9 protein-coding genes are annotated in these 15,109 nt (G+C 57.4%); 1 reads left to right on the top strand and 8 read right to left on the bottom strand.

Annotated elements, in window-relative coordinates; all coding sequences use genetic code 11:
- Window positions 1-6: 6 nt before the first annotated feature.
- Genes lpxD through ACXIQ9_RS07650 form a run of 7 tightly spaced genes read right to left on the bottom strand, consistent with a single transcriptional unit; the run spans window position 7 to window position 6,047 of the window.
- Window positions 7-1,074 (bottom strand): UDP-3-O-(3-hydroxymyristoyl)glucosamine N-acyltransferase, encoded by a 1,068-nt coding sequence (gene lpxD / locus ACXIQ9_RS07620; protein ID WP_010317432.1) that lies wholly within the window; start codon window positions 1,072-1,074, stop codon window positions 7-9.
- Between the two features lie 47 nt (window positions 1,075-1,121).
- A complete protein-coding gene (gene proB, locus ACXIQ9_RS07625) occupies window positions 1,122-2,189 on the bottom strand; it encodes a glutamate 5-kinase (RefSeq protein ID WP_371820496.1) in 1,068 nt (355 codons plus the stop codon).
- Window positions 2,190-2,197: 8 nt separating this feature from the next.
- Window positions 2,198-2,719, bottom strand: a complete 522-nt coding sequence (locus tag ACXIQ9_RS07630) for a YqeG family HAD IIIA-type phosphatase (protein ID WP_296418539.1) — start codon at window positions 2,717-2,719, stop codon at window positions 2,198-2,200.
- 4 nt (window positions 2,720-2,723) lie between these two features.
- Entirely contained in the window at window positions 2,724-3,293 is a 570-nt protein-coding gene (locus ACXIQ9_RS07635; RefSeq protein ID WP_010317427.1) for a DUF3727 domain-containing protein, read from the bottom strand.
- A complete protein-coding gene (gene ruvX, locus ACXIQ9_RS07640) occupies window positions 3,290-3,793 on the bottom strand; it encodes a Holliday junction resolvase RuvX (protein WP_459016268.1) in 504 nt (167 codons plus the stop codon). The genes ACXIQ9_RS07635 and ruvX overlap by 4 nt, the downstream gene beginning before the upstream one ends.
- On the bottom strand, window positions 3,793-4,824 hold the full coding sequence (locus ACXIQ9_RS07645) for a hypothetical protein (RefSeq protein WP_296418537.1): 1,032 nt from the start codon (window positions 4,822-4,824) through the stop codon (window positions 3,793-3,795). The genes ruvX and ACXIQ9_RS07645 overlap by 1 nt, the downstream gene beginning before the upstream one ends.
- 41 nt (window positions 4,825-4,865) lie before the next feature.
- Complete coding sequence (locus tag ACXIQ9_RS07650; protein WP_459016269.1) at window positions 4,866-6,047, bottom strand: F420-0:Gamma-glutamyl ligase; 1,182 nt, start codon at window positions 6,045-6,047, stop codon at window positions 4,866-4,868.
- A gap of 85 nt (window positions 6,048-6,132) precedes the next feature.
- Between ACXIQ9_RS07650 and ACXIQ9_RS07655 the strand changes: the two genes are divergently transcribed.
- Entirely contained in the window at window positions 6,133-7,545 is a 1,413-nt protein-coding gene (locus ACXIQ9_RS07655) for a PhoH family protein (RefSeq protein ID WP_459016270.1), read from the top strand.
- On the opposite strand, the gene ACXIQ9_RS07660 is transcribed toward ACXIQ9_RS07655, so the two are convergent.
- Window positions 7,542-15,098: a S8 family serine peptidase gene (locus tag ACXIQ9_RS07660; protein ID WP_459016271.1), complete on the bottom strand. Its 7,557-nt coding sequence runs from the start codon at window positions 15,096-15,098 to the stop codon at window positions 7,542-7,544. The two genes, ACXIQ9_RS07655 and ACXIQ9_RS07660, sit on opposite strands and share 4 nt — an antisense overlap.
- Window positions 15,099-15,109 lie beyond the last annotated feature (11 nt).

Genomic DNA, 15,109 nt, shown 5'->3' on the forward strand with positions numbered 1-15,109 from the left:
GGGAGGCTACGGCTTGACTTGTTTTTCCAGTTGGCGGAGCGCCTTGCCGAGCTCGGGCAGCTTGTTGAAGGCCGCTGAGCAGCGCAGCCAGAGGCGGTTGGGGATGGCGGGATAGCCGCTGACGACCTCACCGGCGGCCACTTCCCCATGGACCCCGGACTTGGAGGAGGCAATCGAGCGATCGCCCATGACGGCCTTGTTGGCGAGGCCCACCTGGCCGGCCAGGATCACGCCGTTCCCCAGCTTGGCGCCGCCGGCAATGCCGACCTGGGCCGCCAGGGCGCAGCCCTTGCCCGTGGTGACGCCGTGGCCGATGTGGACCAGGTTGTCGATCTTGCTGCCAGCGCCGATCCGGGTTTCGCCGACGGAGGGGCGATCGATGGTGCTGCCGCAGCCCACCTCTACGGCATCCTCGAGGACCACCAGGCCGGTCTGGGGCATCTTGCGCCAGCCGCTGGCGGTGGGCACAAAGCCAAAGCCTTCACTGCCGACGACGGCATTGGAGTGCACCACGCAGGCGCGTCCCAGTCGGGAGCCGGGGTGCAGGACGGCGCCGGCATGCAGTTCACAGCCATCGCCGATCTGCACGTCGTCGTAGATGACGACGTTGGGGTGGATCGTGCAGGAGGCGCCGATTTGCACGTCGCTGCCGATCACTACGTTGGCGCCGACATGGCTCCCCATGCCCACCACCGCCTCCGGTGCAATCACGGCGCTGGGGTGAACACCCGGAGCCTTGGGGGCACGGGGGTAGAGGGTGTCGAGGGTCTCGGCAAAACCCAGCCGCGGGTCAGCCAGGGCGACCCAGGCCATGCCCTTGGCCGTGGCTTCCGCCTGGGCGGCCTCACATTCGTTGCCCTTGGCGGGCAGCAGCACGGCGCTGGCGCCGCTGGCATTGAGGGCGGCCGCCAGGGCATTGCCAGCCTCAAGAAAACTGATCTGACCGCTGAGGGCCTGGTCGAGGGCGGCGGCGGCACCCAGCTCTGGGTCCTCCCCGAGGTGGTGCTGAAGGGACTGGATCCCACCTGCGGCCTTCACCTCGCTCAGTTGGCTGAGCAGTTGGCTGAAGCGCATCGGCGGCGGGGGGATGTGCTGCGGATGGTAGGCCGATTTCTCAGGTCTCAGCTTGAGGCGATGACGACGAGGTGGTCCCGATGAATGACCACTCCGCTCTGCCCCTGATCCCCCTCCAATTCATCGCTTGCTAGGGCGCTGAGGCCCCGGGCGAGCTCCCGCCCGTCCTCGCCCAGAACACGCACGGCCTCGCGCCTGCCAAAGGAGCCGTCCACGCTGCGGACCCCGACGGCCAGCAGCGAGGCTCCCTGCTCCAGCAGCGCACGCTCCGCTCCGGCATCCACGGTGATGCTGCCCTTGGGCAGCAGAGCATGGGCCAGCCAACCCTTGCGGCTGCTCAGGGGGGTCTCACTGGGGCGGAACAGCGTCCCCAGTTGTTCGCCGGCCAAGACGGCTTCCAGCACAGCGGGATCGCGGCCATCGGCCAGGCGCACCTGAATGCCGCTGGCGGTGGCGATGCGCGCGGCCGAGAGCTTGGTGGTCATCCCGCCGGTGCCCCAGCGGCCCCCGCCTTTGGCCACCCCGGCCAAGGCCTCGATCTCGGCTAGGGACTTGACCTCAGGGATCGGCTTGGCGCCGGCATCGCTGCGGGGATCGCCGGAGTAGAGGCTGTCGATGTCGGTCAGCAGGACCAGCTCATCGGCCTGGATCGCAACCGCCGCCAGGGCGGAGAGGGTGTCGTTATCGCCAAAGCGCAGCTCATCGGTCGCGAGGGTGTCGTTCTCGTTGATCACCGGGGTGACGCCCCAGCTGAGCAACTGCTCCAGGGTGCGGCAGGCGTTCTGGTAGCGGCGCCTGGAGGCCAGATCGGCACGGGTCAGCAGCACCTGGGCGACGCAGCGCCCGCGGGCGGCAAAGGCCTGGTCGTAGAGGGTCATCAGTCGCCCCTGGCCCACGGCGGCTGAGGCCTGCAGACCCTCCAGCTCCGTCGGTCGCTCGCCCAGTTGCAGGGCCTGGCAACCCAGGCCAACGGCGCCACTGGTCACGAGCACCACGGGCTCCTCCCGTTGCCAGAGGCCGCAGAGGCTGGCGGCTAGGTCGTTAATCACCTGCTCGGTTCCGCGGCTACCGGAGCCCCGCAGAACACTGGTGCCGACTTTGATGACCCGGCGCATCCCCATCGTCAGGAGAGCTCCGCTCCAGCCAGTTGGGCCAACTTCACCTCAAAGCGCTGCCAGTGGTCATGGCGGCAGGGCTGACCGGCGGCGTCAATCGGTTTGACCAGCACGGTGTACATCCCGAGTCGGTTGCCGGCCAGCACATCGGTGAACACCCGATCGCCGACCATCGCGACCTGGGCGGCGGGGAGATCGAGCTGTTGCAAGACCCGGCGCAGGGGGGAGCGCCGCGGCTTACCGGCGCTGGTGGTGAAGTCCACGCCCAGACGCTCGGCGACGCCGCCAATGCGGGCCCGGGAGGGGTTGTTGCTGAAGAGGTGCAGCGGCACGGTCTCCTGCGCCCGTTTCAGCCAGGCCTCCATCGGCTCGGGGAGGCTGGAGCCCCGGTGGGGCAGCAGGGTCCGGTCCACATCCAGCACTAGGGCCCTGATCCCCTGGGCCAGTAGGCCGTGCAGGGGAAGGTCCACCAGGGTTCCAGCCGCCACCAGATTGGGCTGCAGCAGTTCGGAGACGGAAAGGCGGGTCACCGAATCAGTCGTCACCGAGCTCGCGGTCCTCGAGTTCTGCCTCGATCCGGGGCTGAACGCGTTCGAACTCCTCGCCCTCCACCAGCACGCCCTCGCCGTTTTCCATGCGGGCCACGACAAAGAAGGGATCCAGGGGGATGAACAGGCCGTATTCCTTGTCCTCGGCCCGGAACTGGATCAGCATTTCGTAGAGGTCGGTTTCATCGTCCTCATCGCCGTCGAGCTCGTCCTCGTCGTACTCCTCGGGATCGGGTTCCTCCAGGTCACCGCTGACGGTCAGGGTGACGGCGGAGCGCACGAGGGTTAGGTCGTGCTCCTGCAGCACCACATCGGCCACCGAGAGGATCGGTTCGGCATGGCTGAGCTCTTCGATGACCTCGTCTTCGCCGTTCTCGTTTTCGGCGATCTGCACCAGGCAGACCGGGGTGTCGACGGGGGTCAGCAGGGCGTAGTCCTTGCCGTCCAGGGGAATCAGTTGCTCAAGGAAGCAGAGCAGCTGGCGCCCGCTCTGGTCCCGCACCAGCACGGTCGGGACATCACCGGTGCCGTTGATGCTGGGGCCGTCAGTGCTCATGGCGCATGGGGGAGATGGTCTAAGGATGCCTGGGCATCGGACTCCAGGCCATGGGCTGGGGTCGCCTTGCTGACCGCTGCCGGCTCCGGCCCCTCCTGGAGCCACTGCTCGAGCAGCAGGGCGGCGGCGGCGCTATCGAGGGCGCCGCTGCGGTCCCCCCGCAGGCCAAAGCGCTCCCCGGCATCCCAGCTGCTGGCGTATTCATTCACAAAGGCCAGGGGGAGGGCCAGGTCCCGGGCTAGGCGTTCGCCGTAGCGGCGGCAGTGCTCCGCTTGGGCAGTGGGTTGTTGCTGGGCATCCAGTGGGAGTCCCACCACCAGGGCCAGGATCCGCCGTTCCCGCACCAAGGCCTGGAGCTGCTGCAGGTCCGCGGGATAGCGGCCCCGGTGCAGGGCCGGAAGGGGTTTGACCGTCAGGCCCAGGGGGTCACAGCCGGCCAGGCCGATGCGTTTCCGGCCGACATCCAGGGAGAGCACCGAGCGGGGTGCGGGGGCGGCCATCAGCGCTCGAGGGGCGTTGGGATTGGCTTCTGACCCGGCTGCAGCTGGCCAAGGACCGCCTCCAGCTTGCGGCTGACCCCTTGGCTGGTTTGCGGGGCATGGCGGCGCCAGACGCTGCGGGCCATCACCACCTCTTCCCCTTCGGGCGCCATCCCCAGGCTTTGCAGCCATTGGTTGTGCTCGTGTTTGAGGACATCACTGCGGATCAGCACTTCACCGAGGCCCTGGGCGCTCTGCTCCAGCAGCAGGTGCAGGGGTTGCCCCAGCAGGTGCTGCCAGCCGGGGTGGAGGCTCAGCTCTAGTTCTGGGATCTCTCTGCTGCCGGGGCGCAGCCGCCGGACCCCGGCCACCGCTTGCTGGCGACTGGTGTCCATCAGCATCCAGCTGGGCTGTTCGCTTTGATCGAGCAGATCGTCCACGCGGCGATCAAGCAGTTGCCGCAACTGGGCCGGCAGGGCGGCCTGCTCGAGTTGCCACATCGCCAGGGCGCTCCGGCGATTGAGCGGCAGCAGCTGCAAGTCCGAGGGCAGGGCGCGATCGAGCGGTTTCTGGGGCGGTTCCCAGCGCCAGAGGGTTTCGTGGCGGAGTTGCTGGAAGCCCTGTTGCCGCAGGAGACCCAAGCGATTGCTGTCGGTGCTGGGGCTGGTGGCAATCCAACTGGCGGCGCTCGGACTGCCCTGGATGGCGGCGCGCACCAGGGCGGCCTCAATCGCCATGCGTCCGGCTTCTCCGGCCTCCAAGCTGGCCTCACTGCTGCGCAGGTGTTGGATCTGCCAGCAGCTGCCGCTGCGGTTGAGCCGTTGACTGACAACCAGTCCCAGGGGGGTCTGGGGGTCGCGGAAGGCCACGAAGGTCTCCGAGGCCAGGGCCGGTCGCGGGGCGAGACGTTGAAGCAGCCGTTCGGGCCCCTGCAACAGCAGGGATCGCTGCAGCAGAGGCAGGAGATCGCTGAAGCAGGGTTCCTGCAGAAAAGGCAGCTGCCATCCCCGCAGCGGCTTCACCTGAAGGCTTGGTTGAGCAGCTGAGGACACGGCGGCGCCGAAGGGGCCTCCTTCAATGGTATGGGCGATTGCTAGTTCGGGCGAACCAGCACCAGTGGGGTGCGCTCGTTGGCGTTGCCGGCGGGGTTGGGCTTGAGGGCCCGCTCCAGCAGCGCCTCATCGCAGCCGGGGCTGGAGGCCAGCACCTTGACCCGACCGAGGTCGTTGACATCCACAACGGCGACGGCGACGCCGAGCTCGGCGGCCAGTTGGCGGCAGACCTCGCTGCTTTGAACCGGACCCAGGACGATGGTCTGGTCGTAGGGCGGAGTGGTGCCGGTGACGTCGTCGATCAGGCGGGCCTGTTCACCGGCCAGCCGATAGAACCAACCCTTGAAGCCCACGAGCTTGAGGGCGGTGCCGGCGAGCCAGGCACAGAGCACGCGCGCCGGACCGACGTTGTCGATCAGGGTCTGCAGGCCGCAGGCGGTGGCCAGGGAGCTGGTGGGGTGGAAGACCCGGCAGAGCAGACGGGCCAGGCTGGAGGGGTGCAGGTTGGCCGGGTGGTTGTAGCGGCCCTGCATGACCGCCAGCGGGGTCTCGCCGATGGTCAGGACATCCCCGGGCTGCAGCACGGCGCCGGCGTAGTGCTGCAGGACCTCGGCGGGATCGTCGAGGGTTCCGAGCAGATGGGTGCGAATCGGCAACACGCTGCAGCGATCACCCTGGCGCCAGGTCGCGCTGGAGCTCTGCGCTGGCGCGGGACGCCGCAGGGGGATCAGCACCCCATCGCGTTGTTGGAGCCGGCCGAAGGGTCCGTAGTTGATCCAGAGGATCTCCAGCCAAAGGGTGTCCAGCAGGTTGCGCAGGTCGCTGCCGGCTGGGGCCTCAAGCGTGATCAGCGCTTCGGCTTGGGTGGTCTTGCGCCCTTTGACGATGTAGGCGAACCAGTAGCCATCGGCGCGGGCCTCCTCATCGGGGTGCTGCGGGCTCAGGCTGCAGCGCACGTTGACCCCAGAGAGGTCCGCGCGTCCAAGCAGGGTGGGTTTGAGTTCAATCTCGGGAACAAAGACCTCCATCCGCCGGTGTGGGTTGCGGATGCTCAGGGTTCCCTTGACCTGCCATTGGCTGTCGGAGACCCGTTGCACCTTCCAACCGCTGCTGCTGAGCCGCAGGGGTGAGGCGGGCCGCAGGCGATGGCGCAGCTCCAGCCAGAGCAACGCCAACCCAAAGACCAGGGCGGCGATCAGGACAACAGCAAACAGGGCGGCCAACAGCGGAGCTTTGCGTTCTGCGGGAGCGTAGGTGGTGCAGAAGAAAAACCCGCTTAGCGTTTCGGCATTGCGGTGGTGAGCCCCGATGCGCAAGACCTTCGTTCTCGATACGAATGTGTTGCTGCATGACCCCCAGGCCCTCACACGCTTTGAAGACAACGCGGTGGTGATCCCGATCGAGGTGGTCGAGGAGATCGACCGCTTCAAGAAGGACCCCTCCGAGAAGGGCCGCAATGCCCGCCAGATCTCGCGCCTGCTCGATGCCCTGCGGGAGAAGGGAAACCTGGCGGATGGCGTGCCGATTGATGGGGACAGTGGCGGCACGCTGCAGGTGGTCTTCTGCCGCAGCGAGACCCTGGCCCAGTTGCCGCCGGAGCTCAAGGGCGGCAGCGGTGACAACAACATCCTGGCGGTGGCGCTGGAGCAGCTCCGCTCCGGCTTGATTGCCGATCAACCCCCGGTGGTGCTGGTCACCAAGGACACCAACCTGCGGATCAAGGCCGATGCCGTCGGCCTGACTGCTCAGGATTACACCACCGACAAGGTCGACATCGCCGACCTCTACGCCGGTGTCAGTGAGCTATCGGCCAGTGCAACGGCGATGGACACCCTCAAGAGCGAGGGGGGGCTGCCGCTCACGGAGCTTCCCTCCTCTGAAGGTGCCGACCTACAGGCCAATGAGGGGGTCACCTTGGTGGATCAGGCCCAACCCAATCACACGCTGCTGGCGCGTTTTGATGCCCAGCATCAGCGGCTGGTGCCGCTGCAGCGCAGCACGCGGGCCCGCCTGGGCAAGGTCTCGCCCCGCAACCGCGAGCAGACCTTTGCCTTGGATCTGCTGCTGGATCCCTCGGTGCAACTCCTGACCCTGGTGGGGAAGGCCGGGACGGGAAAAACCCTGCTGGCCCTGGCGGCGGGCCTGCACCAGGTGGCGGATGAACAGCTCTATGAACGCCTGCTGGTGACCCGGCCGGTGATCTCGCTGGGCAAAGAGATCGGCTTTCTGCCCGGCAGCCTCGAGGAAAAGATGGGCCCCTGGATGCAGCCGATCATCGACAACCTTGATTTCCTGCTCGGCAACAGCCCTGAAGAGGAGGGCCGTTCAGGAGCCAAGGGCGCCTTGGGGCCTGCGACTCGTGCCGGCACCAATCGGGCCCCCCGCAGTAACTGGACGGACCTCAAGGGGATGGGACTCCTGGAGGTGGAGGCGATCAGCTACATCCGCGGTCGCTCGATTCCGCGGCAGTACATGGTGGTGGATGAGGCCCAGAACCTCACCCCCCACGAGGTCAAAACGATCGTCACCCGCGTGGGTGAGGGCACCAAAATTGTCTTCACCGGTGACCCCTATCAGATCGACAATCCCTACGTGGATGCCGAGAGCAATGGCCTGACCTGGCTGGTGGAGCGCTTCAAAGGGCAGCCGCTCGCGGGCCACATCACCTTGATCCGCGGCGAGCGCAGCGAACTGGCGGAGCTGGCGGCGAACCTGCTTTAGAGGAGTGAACCAGCCTGTATGGATCCCACGAAGTAGTCCTCCGAGACCGTGATCTGGATGTTTTCTCCGCCTTGGTTCCCGATCCCAAAATAGAGATCATTATTCAGACCCCTTATAAATACATTATCGAAGGTGCCGATGATGGAGTTGGCTTTGAGGATTGAATAAGAGCCTGCTGTTCTGCTGCTCTCTCCGTCGAACTTAATCAGTAGGTCTCCATTGATCGTCAGGTTTTTATCGATTTCCATGATTAAATCGTAATCGTTGGCGTTGGTGATGCTGCTGATCATCAGACTGTTGTCGCTAAATGTCTTCTCATTGGTGAGGCCTTCGCTCCCATTGATCACTGTTTCGTAGCGGGAGTCAATCAGCAGTCCTGAAACCTTGTCGGCGATCAAAGTTGGTTCGATTGCTGCATTAATAGATTCACTATTCCAGGTTGTTGAGATAAAACTTTCCCAGTTGCTGCTCTGATCTAAGCGGCCATTGCCGTTGCTATCGAGAAAGACCTGAATTCCCTCCAGTCCACGTTCTCCTTCGCTTCGCTGACCATCAGCATTGCTATCTTCGTAGACTGTGCCAGAGAGATTCAGTTGTGCAATGTAATCTAAGGCATCCATGGCATTAATCAAGCCGTAGCCACTGGCACGATTAAAGCCGCTCTCATTTGTTGTTGTGTGGTCATATGTTTGGACGATGGTTGCTGTTGTCTTTAAGGCATCAATGATTTCGCTCGGCTTTAATTCTGGATTCAACTCAAGCATTAGCGCGGCTACTGCTGCGGCATTCGGTGCTGCTGCTGATGTTCCTTCAAAGTTCTGAAGGAAGTCACCATCGGAGTCAGCGCTCACGTCGTAGCCATGACTAAAAAATGATGTATTGCCCTTTTGAGGCACGACAAATATCGGATTTTGCCTCATCTCCGGCTCTGCCAAGAAGTTACCTTCAGAGTCAAAGTAAATTGGAGTAACACCCCAAGAGCTGAATTGACTGAGTTCGGCTGTATCGGCTCGATAGGCTGGAGTGCTCCAGTACTGTACGGAGCCAACGTTTGCACTTAAGTTTCCGGCTGTGTGTCCAATATCTGTTGATGAATGAAAGCCTAGGTCGCTGTCCTTAGAGACTTGAACATCTTTACTATTGCCCGCGAGCCACTTAAATACTCCAGGCCGAGTCTCGCTCGATGGTTCATTATGGACGACTGCAATTTTGTAAGTTGATTTACCGTCTGTACTAAACCACGTCCACGGATATTTCCCATCTGGATCGAGAATCCCCTCATATTTGAAATTATCATCTTCATCGAAGACCATGACTTTAAGAGACTTAGTGTTTTCGCCCCACTTACTGTTCCACTGTAGAGTGACTCCATCTTTGCTAATGCCTTTAATGCTTTGCAGGTAACTTGTGCCTTCTGTTCCTTCAAAAAGATGGAGTTCATGGCCTGCTCTGAGTTCTTCTTGAAGTTGGACTGGAAGATCTTTGAATGTGTCCTCCTTTAGGATGTCATCAAGCCCCTTTGCTTGGAAGGTCGCTTGGTATGAGCTGTCTGAAGAATTTCCTGCTGCCGCGAAGTACGTGACTCCGTATTTGTTGACTACATAATTGATGGCCTTTGTCATCCTTCCGTCTTCAAACCATGGCTCATTATCATCTAGGTCATCAACCATGATTCTCGCTCCGTTTTCTGCAAGGCTGATGAGTGACTCCTCCCATACCGTGAGTTGCCCTTCGTAGACTTCAAATGCCTGTCTGATGATTTTATTTCGCTCGGGATCACTTCTTTCTTTTTCCCATGCGTCGGATATGCGGGCATTAAAGGCCTCGTCATCCCAGGAGTAGAAGTCAATATCAGCACCAGGAGCAATCGAGTGCAAGATTTGCGCCATGGATCGTCCCTCGTCATTGCCCTCATTCTTATGACCAGGTGCATGTTGCTCAGCTCTGGTAATGGTGACTCGGTTTGGATCAAGTACTCCTGTTTTGTAGTCCCACTCTTCGCCGCCCAGGGCATTCCAGGAGCTTGAGAGGAGGCCAATCTTGACCCCCTGGCCATTGACTCCGTATTTAGCTCGAGCTGAATCAGCCTCTAATGAGGTAACTGCCTGATTCAGTGTCGTTTTGGGGTGCAAGGTGCTCGGCGATAGGAGCGATGAGCGGTCAAACCGTTCCCAGCTATCGCCGTCTGGACTTGTTCCATTTGTGACTGTCTTTTGTGTGCTTAGGCCAAAACTGATCTCTGGGGAGTGTTCACCTAGTCGGATGTTTGCATTGAGCTTTCCTGTCGGACTGATCAGGCTTCGGTCACTTGGAAGTGTGACCCATGGTGTTACTGGTCCGATCACACTTGATGGCGAAATATAGTCGAACCTATAGGAACCGTTGACATCAGTACTTACATTCTTTTCTTCAGACTTAAGAAACAGTTGCCAGGTGTCCAACTGAATGGGTGCATCTGAACTGTTTTTGACTTCGAGTTTCCAGGCTCCATTCGGCTCAGCCCCTTTAAGAGCTGTGAGTGATGCTAAGGACAGCGATGTGCTGTCTTGATCCAGAGTGTCCTTGATCGAACTGGCAATATTGTAATTAGAGATGCTGTCTTTTGATTCGCTATAAATAAAGCTCTTTGACTCACCAGCTTTGAGATTTAGGCCAAAACTTGTTGGTGCGTTCTTACGACCGGCTTCGTATGAGAGGTATTTGGAGTCTATCGTCGTTCCGGCAATCGGTATGCGTACTCCGCTCGGGCTGATCAGGGTCACGAAAATACGACCTGTGTCGCTGTTGTCGTTTCCTGTCAGTGAAAAAGCAACGGCAACGTCGCTAATGACACCAGGTTGATTATTGACCACAACCTCTGACTCACCTTTTCCTGGCCAATAAATTGGAATTTCAGCTTTTTCCGGACCATGTGGGAAATTTTCCGTTCCAATCAATGACTTATCCGTGATCTCCTGTTTGGCATTTATTACCACTGGCACGGGATCGATTAAAGTGCTGAAATTAAAGACCTGAACTAAATCCTGGTAGTCCCGATCGCCGCCTCCTTTCAGATCTTCAAATCCGATCTTGTTGGTGCCGAGGCTATAAAAGTGCTGGATACCATCTGAGTTAGCGGCTGCAAAGGCGAAATAGGTTTCACCGTTGCTGACTCTGGCGTATGGAGCCAGCATCCTGCCACCCTTGATGGTGATATTCTTGCTGCTAACTTCATCGTCATTGATCTGGATTCCCGTAAGGGAATTGACCAGGTTGTCCGGCCGCAGGGCTTCCTTGGCGTAGGAGACATCGCCTGGTAGTAGCGTGTCGCCATTCGACGCTCTGATGGCGCCATCGGCGCCGCTTATCACATACCAGCCCAAATTAGAATTCAGATCAGCTTCCCGGCCAAAGTCGAGAGTTCCATTGATGCTTTGGTCTGTTGCAAAGGCTGTGAAATCCAGAATTGGTGCCTGATTCTGCAGATCGGCGATCAGGGAATTGATGCCCTGTACACCTGGCGTGATATTGACGGTCAGAGCTGTGTGATTCTCATTGCTTAGAGAGAGCGTTTTGTTCTCTTGATCAGGGACCACTGTCGTTTCCAACCAGCTGACGCGAGGATCATCGATACCGGTGAGTTGATCGATGGAGCCGCCTTCAACCTCGAAGAACATCACGCGTTGGCCCGTGTTGACCAGAATTTCATTTATGAAGCTTTTGTTCTCCGGGATCATGCTTAGGTCGACGGATTCCCCAAGGCTCGTAATCAGTGTTTTTGCGCGCTCCTTGAATAGGGTGTTACTGAAGTCGATTAGATATTCATAGGGATTCAATACGAGGTAGCCAATGGAGCTTGTGACGTCGGGGCGATTCCCTATATCAACTTCAGCACTAACCCTGATGTTAAAAGGTTTTTGCTTATCAGCCGTGAGATTGTCAATGCCATCAGTAAGTAAGACCTGATGTCGATCCATCGCCCTAAAGGATGGCTGAATTACTGCGCTCCCAAAGCCAAGTGCGACGTTAGTTCTGAATTCTTCTTGCGACGCATTCGCATTGATACTTAGCCGATCGGCATAACCATCGCCGTTTAGATCGTAGAATCGAGCTCCAAAACGATCTGCAGAGTCATAGGTAATCACCTTTTCAAGCTTTATCTGTGCAGGATCTAGACTGAAGACATTTGCAGTAGCCGCAAACATCCAACGGTCAGGACTTGGTTCGCTATTCAGTGACGTACTGGCTCTCAATATTGCGTATGTGTCAATTGGCAGTGTCGTTCTTATTTCATGGTCTTTGCTATTCGTTGGAAGTATTGCCCCAGAAGCATCGATGGAAGGAGTTATCGTGTAGAGATTCGCGACAGGAGAGCTGATGACGTTGTATTGTTCAGGCATAAACTGTGAGAACAAAATATTCGCCTGATCCCGAGGTAGTGTCACGTTCTCATATATATCTCCATCAAATTCCAGGCTGCTACCGTTGAAGATCGCCTTGGCACTTGTGCTATCAGGTATTAACTCCAGAACGGCTGACTTTCGAGACAAGCCATCCGTCGTTCTAACTGAGAAGTCCAGGGAAATTGTCTCTTGAGAGTGTGCCACCTCTTTCTCGTTAATAATCAGGTTGTAGAGGGATACTCCTGCGGGGAATGTGAATGGCATGATGATGTCTCCGTCGACTTCTCTGCCCCCTTGCAAGGCGAGGCCTTCAGGTTTAAGGATGTTGAGATAAGCATTGGCACTCGTCGCTGCCTTAGTTGAGCCTGGGACGCTGATGTCATATGGAGATATGAAATCCATAGAGCCACGCCATTTATCGGCATCATGCAGGATGATCTCGATTTCAGTGGCTGCGTCTTTTTTCTGAAGTTCGCTATTCAGTTGTATTACAATACTGCTATTGACCTGATTACCTCGTTTGTCGACCTTGGCTTTAGAGCGTTGTTCTAGCGTGATGTCTGAGATATGAAGGAGTTCGTTGCTGTAATTGTGTTCGCCCAGTTCACCAGAGAAACTGTAGATATAACTTCCTTGTCCCTGCGTCCCTGCGATTAGCAGATCATCTTGAGGGTCGTATTGAATTGTTTTTACGTAGCTTCCAGGACCGTTAGCAGATGCCAGCCCCTGCCATGGCATCTGTATAAACTGACCAATGGGCAGCCCGTTCTCGGAGAGAGCGATTGACCAGACTCCATTTAGGCCGCCTAAAACAAGTTGATCAGGACGATTGCCATCGCTAGGAACAAAGACGAGCGCTTGATTTCCCCATTGGTCATCTGGAGTGAACTTAACGCCAAGCTCTCCTAAACTTATGCTTATTACTTCCCCATCTGACGTCCTGATTCCGAGTACTTGAGCCTCTGCTTCAACTAACGTCGGAAAATAATGGTAGTAGTTAATCAACCTCCCGCCTTGAATCCAATATAGATTGTCTCCCGATCTTCCTTGTCCATGGGCGACGTCAATGACTTGTCCAGCACTTTCGAAGGACTCGCGATAGCTTCCAAAGTCAACTTCATTGATCCTGTAGTCTCCAGATGAGTTCGATTGCCTACCATAAATCGTTGGCTTTCCCTCCCTATTTAGTGCTCCTACATACAGACTTGCAATTGCTTCGCCATCTGCATCACCCTGGTTGTCTATCGCTGTTGGCTTCAGCTGAGGTTCTGCATAGTCTGATTCAATTAATGGTCTGAAAACAATTGCATTGTCTGGCAGTTCGCTTGAGGCAGCGATTGACTCGTAGATATTGAGCTGACCGGAGAGCGCAATGTTCCCTTCCTTGTACGCATTCGCTTCTGTTGGAAGTATAAAGACATTTCCTGCGTTTGGTAGTTGAGCCTCTTCTGACCACCCCCACGGTATCGGATCTTGTTTGGGTGATCGTTGGAGATAAAAGATGGATGATTCTCTCGAATTAATATATCCATCTGTCCCGTAGTCATACTTAACAAGAATTCCGTTCTGTAGATATCCGTAGCTGCTTAGATATCCTGAATAGTCATTGCTATCCCCTGAGTCATCAAAAAACGCTAGTTGTCCATCCCCCACCCAAACATTACTGGCGTGATCATCGCCGTAATATCCGAGTGATGCAGAATTGTCCTGGTAGGAACTTGCAATGCTGTTGCTTGCTGAAGCCCAGCTTACCATATTGGTTTCGAGCGTATTCAGCCCCTTTGACGTTAGGGACTCCCACCAAGCATCTGATTTTGTACTGCTTCCATTAGGTCCCACTTCTATTCCAAGCTCCCAGATGCCGCCATCATCTGTTTGGATCAGCTTTGGTCCAGTCTTGCTTTCGTAAAAGGCGATCGCACGGCTGTCAGCGTGGGGCTGACCTGGTGAGAAGGGCGTCACCAGCTTGTCTTCCTCTGTATTGATCCTGGGACCGTAGAGCGTCTCTGAGATGAGTGGTTTGTCACCGCTGAAATCCACTCGGACCAAGCCCCCATCAACTGTTGGGCTAGCAAGGCTTGCTTTGCCAAACGTATTTCCACCCACGAAAACCGAGTTACCCGCTGGATCATTTGGATCCGCTGCTAATGAGAAGTTACCGTATAAATAATAATTACTGGCTTGATTGGTTCCTATGTCACCAGCGTTCACAGAGAACAGCTTGTAATCAATCAATTCTTGCGATGCTGGATCTATGCGGAGTCTGATAATGAAATTGATAGGGCCGTTCGGATTTGATTTGGGTGATCCCGAGAACAATCCTACAAAGCTAACTAGTTCTCCGTTGATTAGATCTGGGTGCGTCGATGTTCTGGCGGGCAGGGATATTTGGTTTTGATTGTCAAGATTATAGGCTTCGATTTCCTCTAGCAGTAGTGTGTACTTATCTCCATTTAGTGAGACAAGTGCGCCGTCTTGACGAGTTGTAAGGATACTCATGTTGCCCTGGCCATTCTTTAGGGCATACGATGAGGCAACTAGGCTCCCAGCTCCCTTGCTTATATACAGATTGCTAGATGTTGCAGTTGTGTGCGCGTCAGTAATCCCTTGCGCTGAGGTTTTGATCTCGATAAAACTTCCTTCCTTGCTTTTATGATCCCAGCTGGACGCTTTTAATTCATCTCCCATCCACACCATGCTGCGTATGTCTCTGGCTGACAGGGATTCCTTTGCTTGCTCTGATACGGGGAGCCATTCGATGGCGCCATCGGTTTGAATCTTGCCGATTTGAACACCTCTGCTGGGAGCTGCTACGCCAGTGAAATTTGACGGATTGCCTTGGCCGACCGCCAAGTACTTGCCATCAGGCGATATTGTTAGAACTCCAATGGATTGTGAGCCGAGATACCCGCTCCCTGGTTCGCTTATCCATTCCCAGCTCTCCCCCCAGCTATCTGCTGTTTTGTCGTAGGTCCGTAGGTGAATTCCGCCATTGACGGATCCGGCGTAGAGGAAGACTTGATTGCCATTATCTTTAATCGCTAAGCCGTTTGTGGCGCCTGAGATATATGTCTTCCCGAACTCTTTCTGAACACCTAGCCTGCCCCACAGGCTATCAATCACATAGTTATTGCCTGTTGGAACCCATTTGCCGGAGTCAATTACGGACATGACTTTAATTG

The organism is Synechococcus sp. LTW-G (assembly GCF_054459035.1).

What these genes read in the sequence shown, in the direction of transcription:
- lpxD (WP_010317432.1), bottom strand. Translation starts at nt 1,074, where the DNA reads ATGCGCTTCAGCCAACTGCTCAGCCAACTGAGCGAGGTGAAGGCCGCA.
- proB (WP_371820496.1), bottom strand. Translation starts at nt 2,189, where the DNA reads ATGCGCCGGGTCATCAAAGTCGGCACCAGTGTTCTGCGGGGCTCCGGT.
- ACXIQ9_RS07635 (WP_010317427.1), bottom strand. Translation starts at nt 3,293, where the DNA reads ATGAGCACTGACGGCCCCAGCATCAACGGCACCGGTGATGTCCCGACC.
- ruvX (WP_459016268.1), bottom strand. Translation starts at nt 3,793, where the DNA reads ATGGCCGCCCCCGCACCCCGCTCGGTGCTCTCCCTGGATGTCGGCCGG.
- ACXIQ9_RS07655 (WP_459016270.1), top strand. Translation starts at nt 6,133, where the DNA reads ATGCGCAAGACCTTCGTTCTCGATACGAATGTGTTGCTGCATGACCCC.
- ACXIQ9_RS07660 (WP_459016271.1), bottom strand. Translation starts at nt 15,098, where the DNA reads ATGTCCGTAATTGACTCCGGCAAATGGGTTCCAACAGGCAATAACTAT.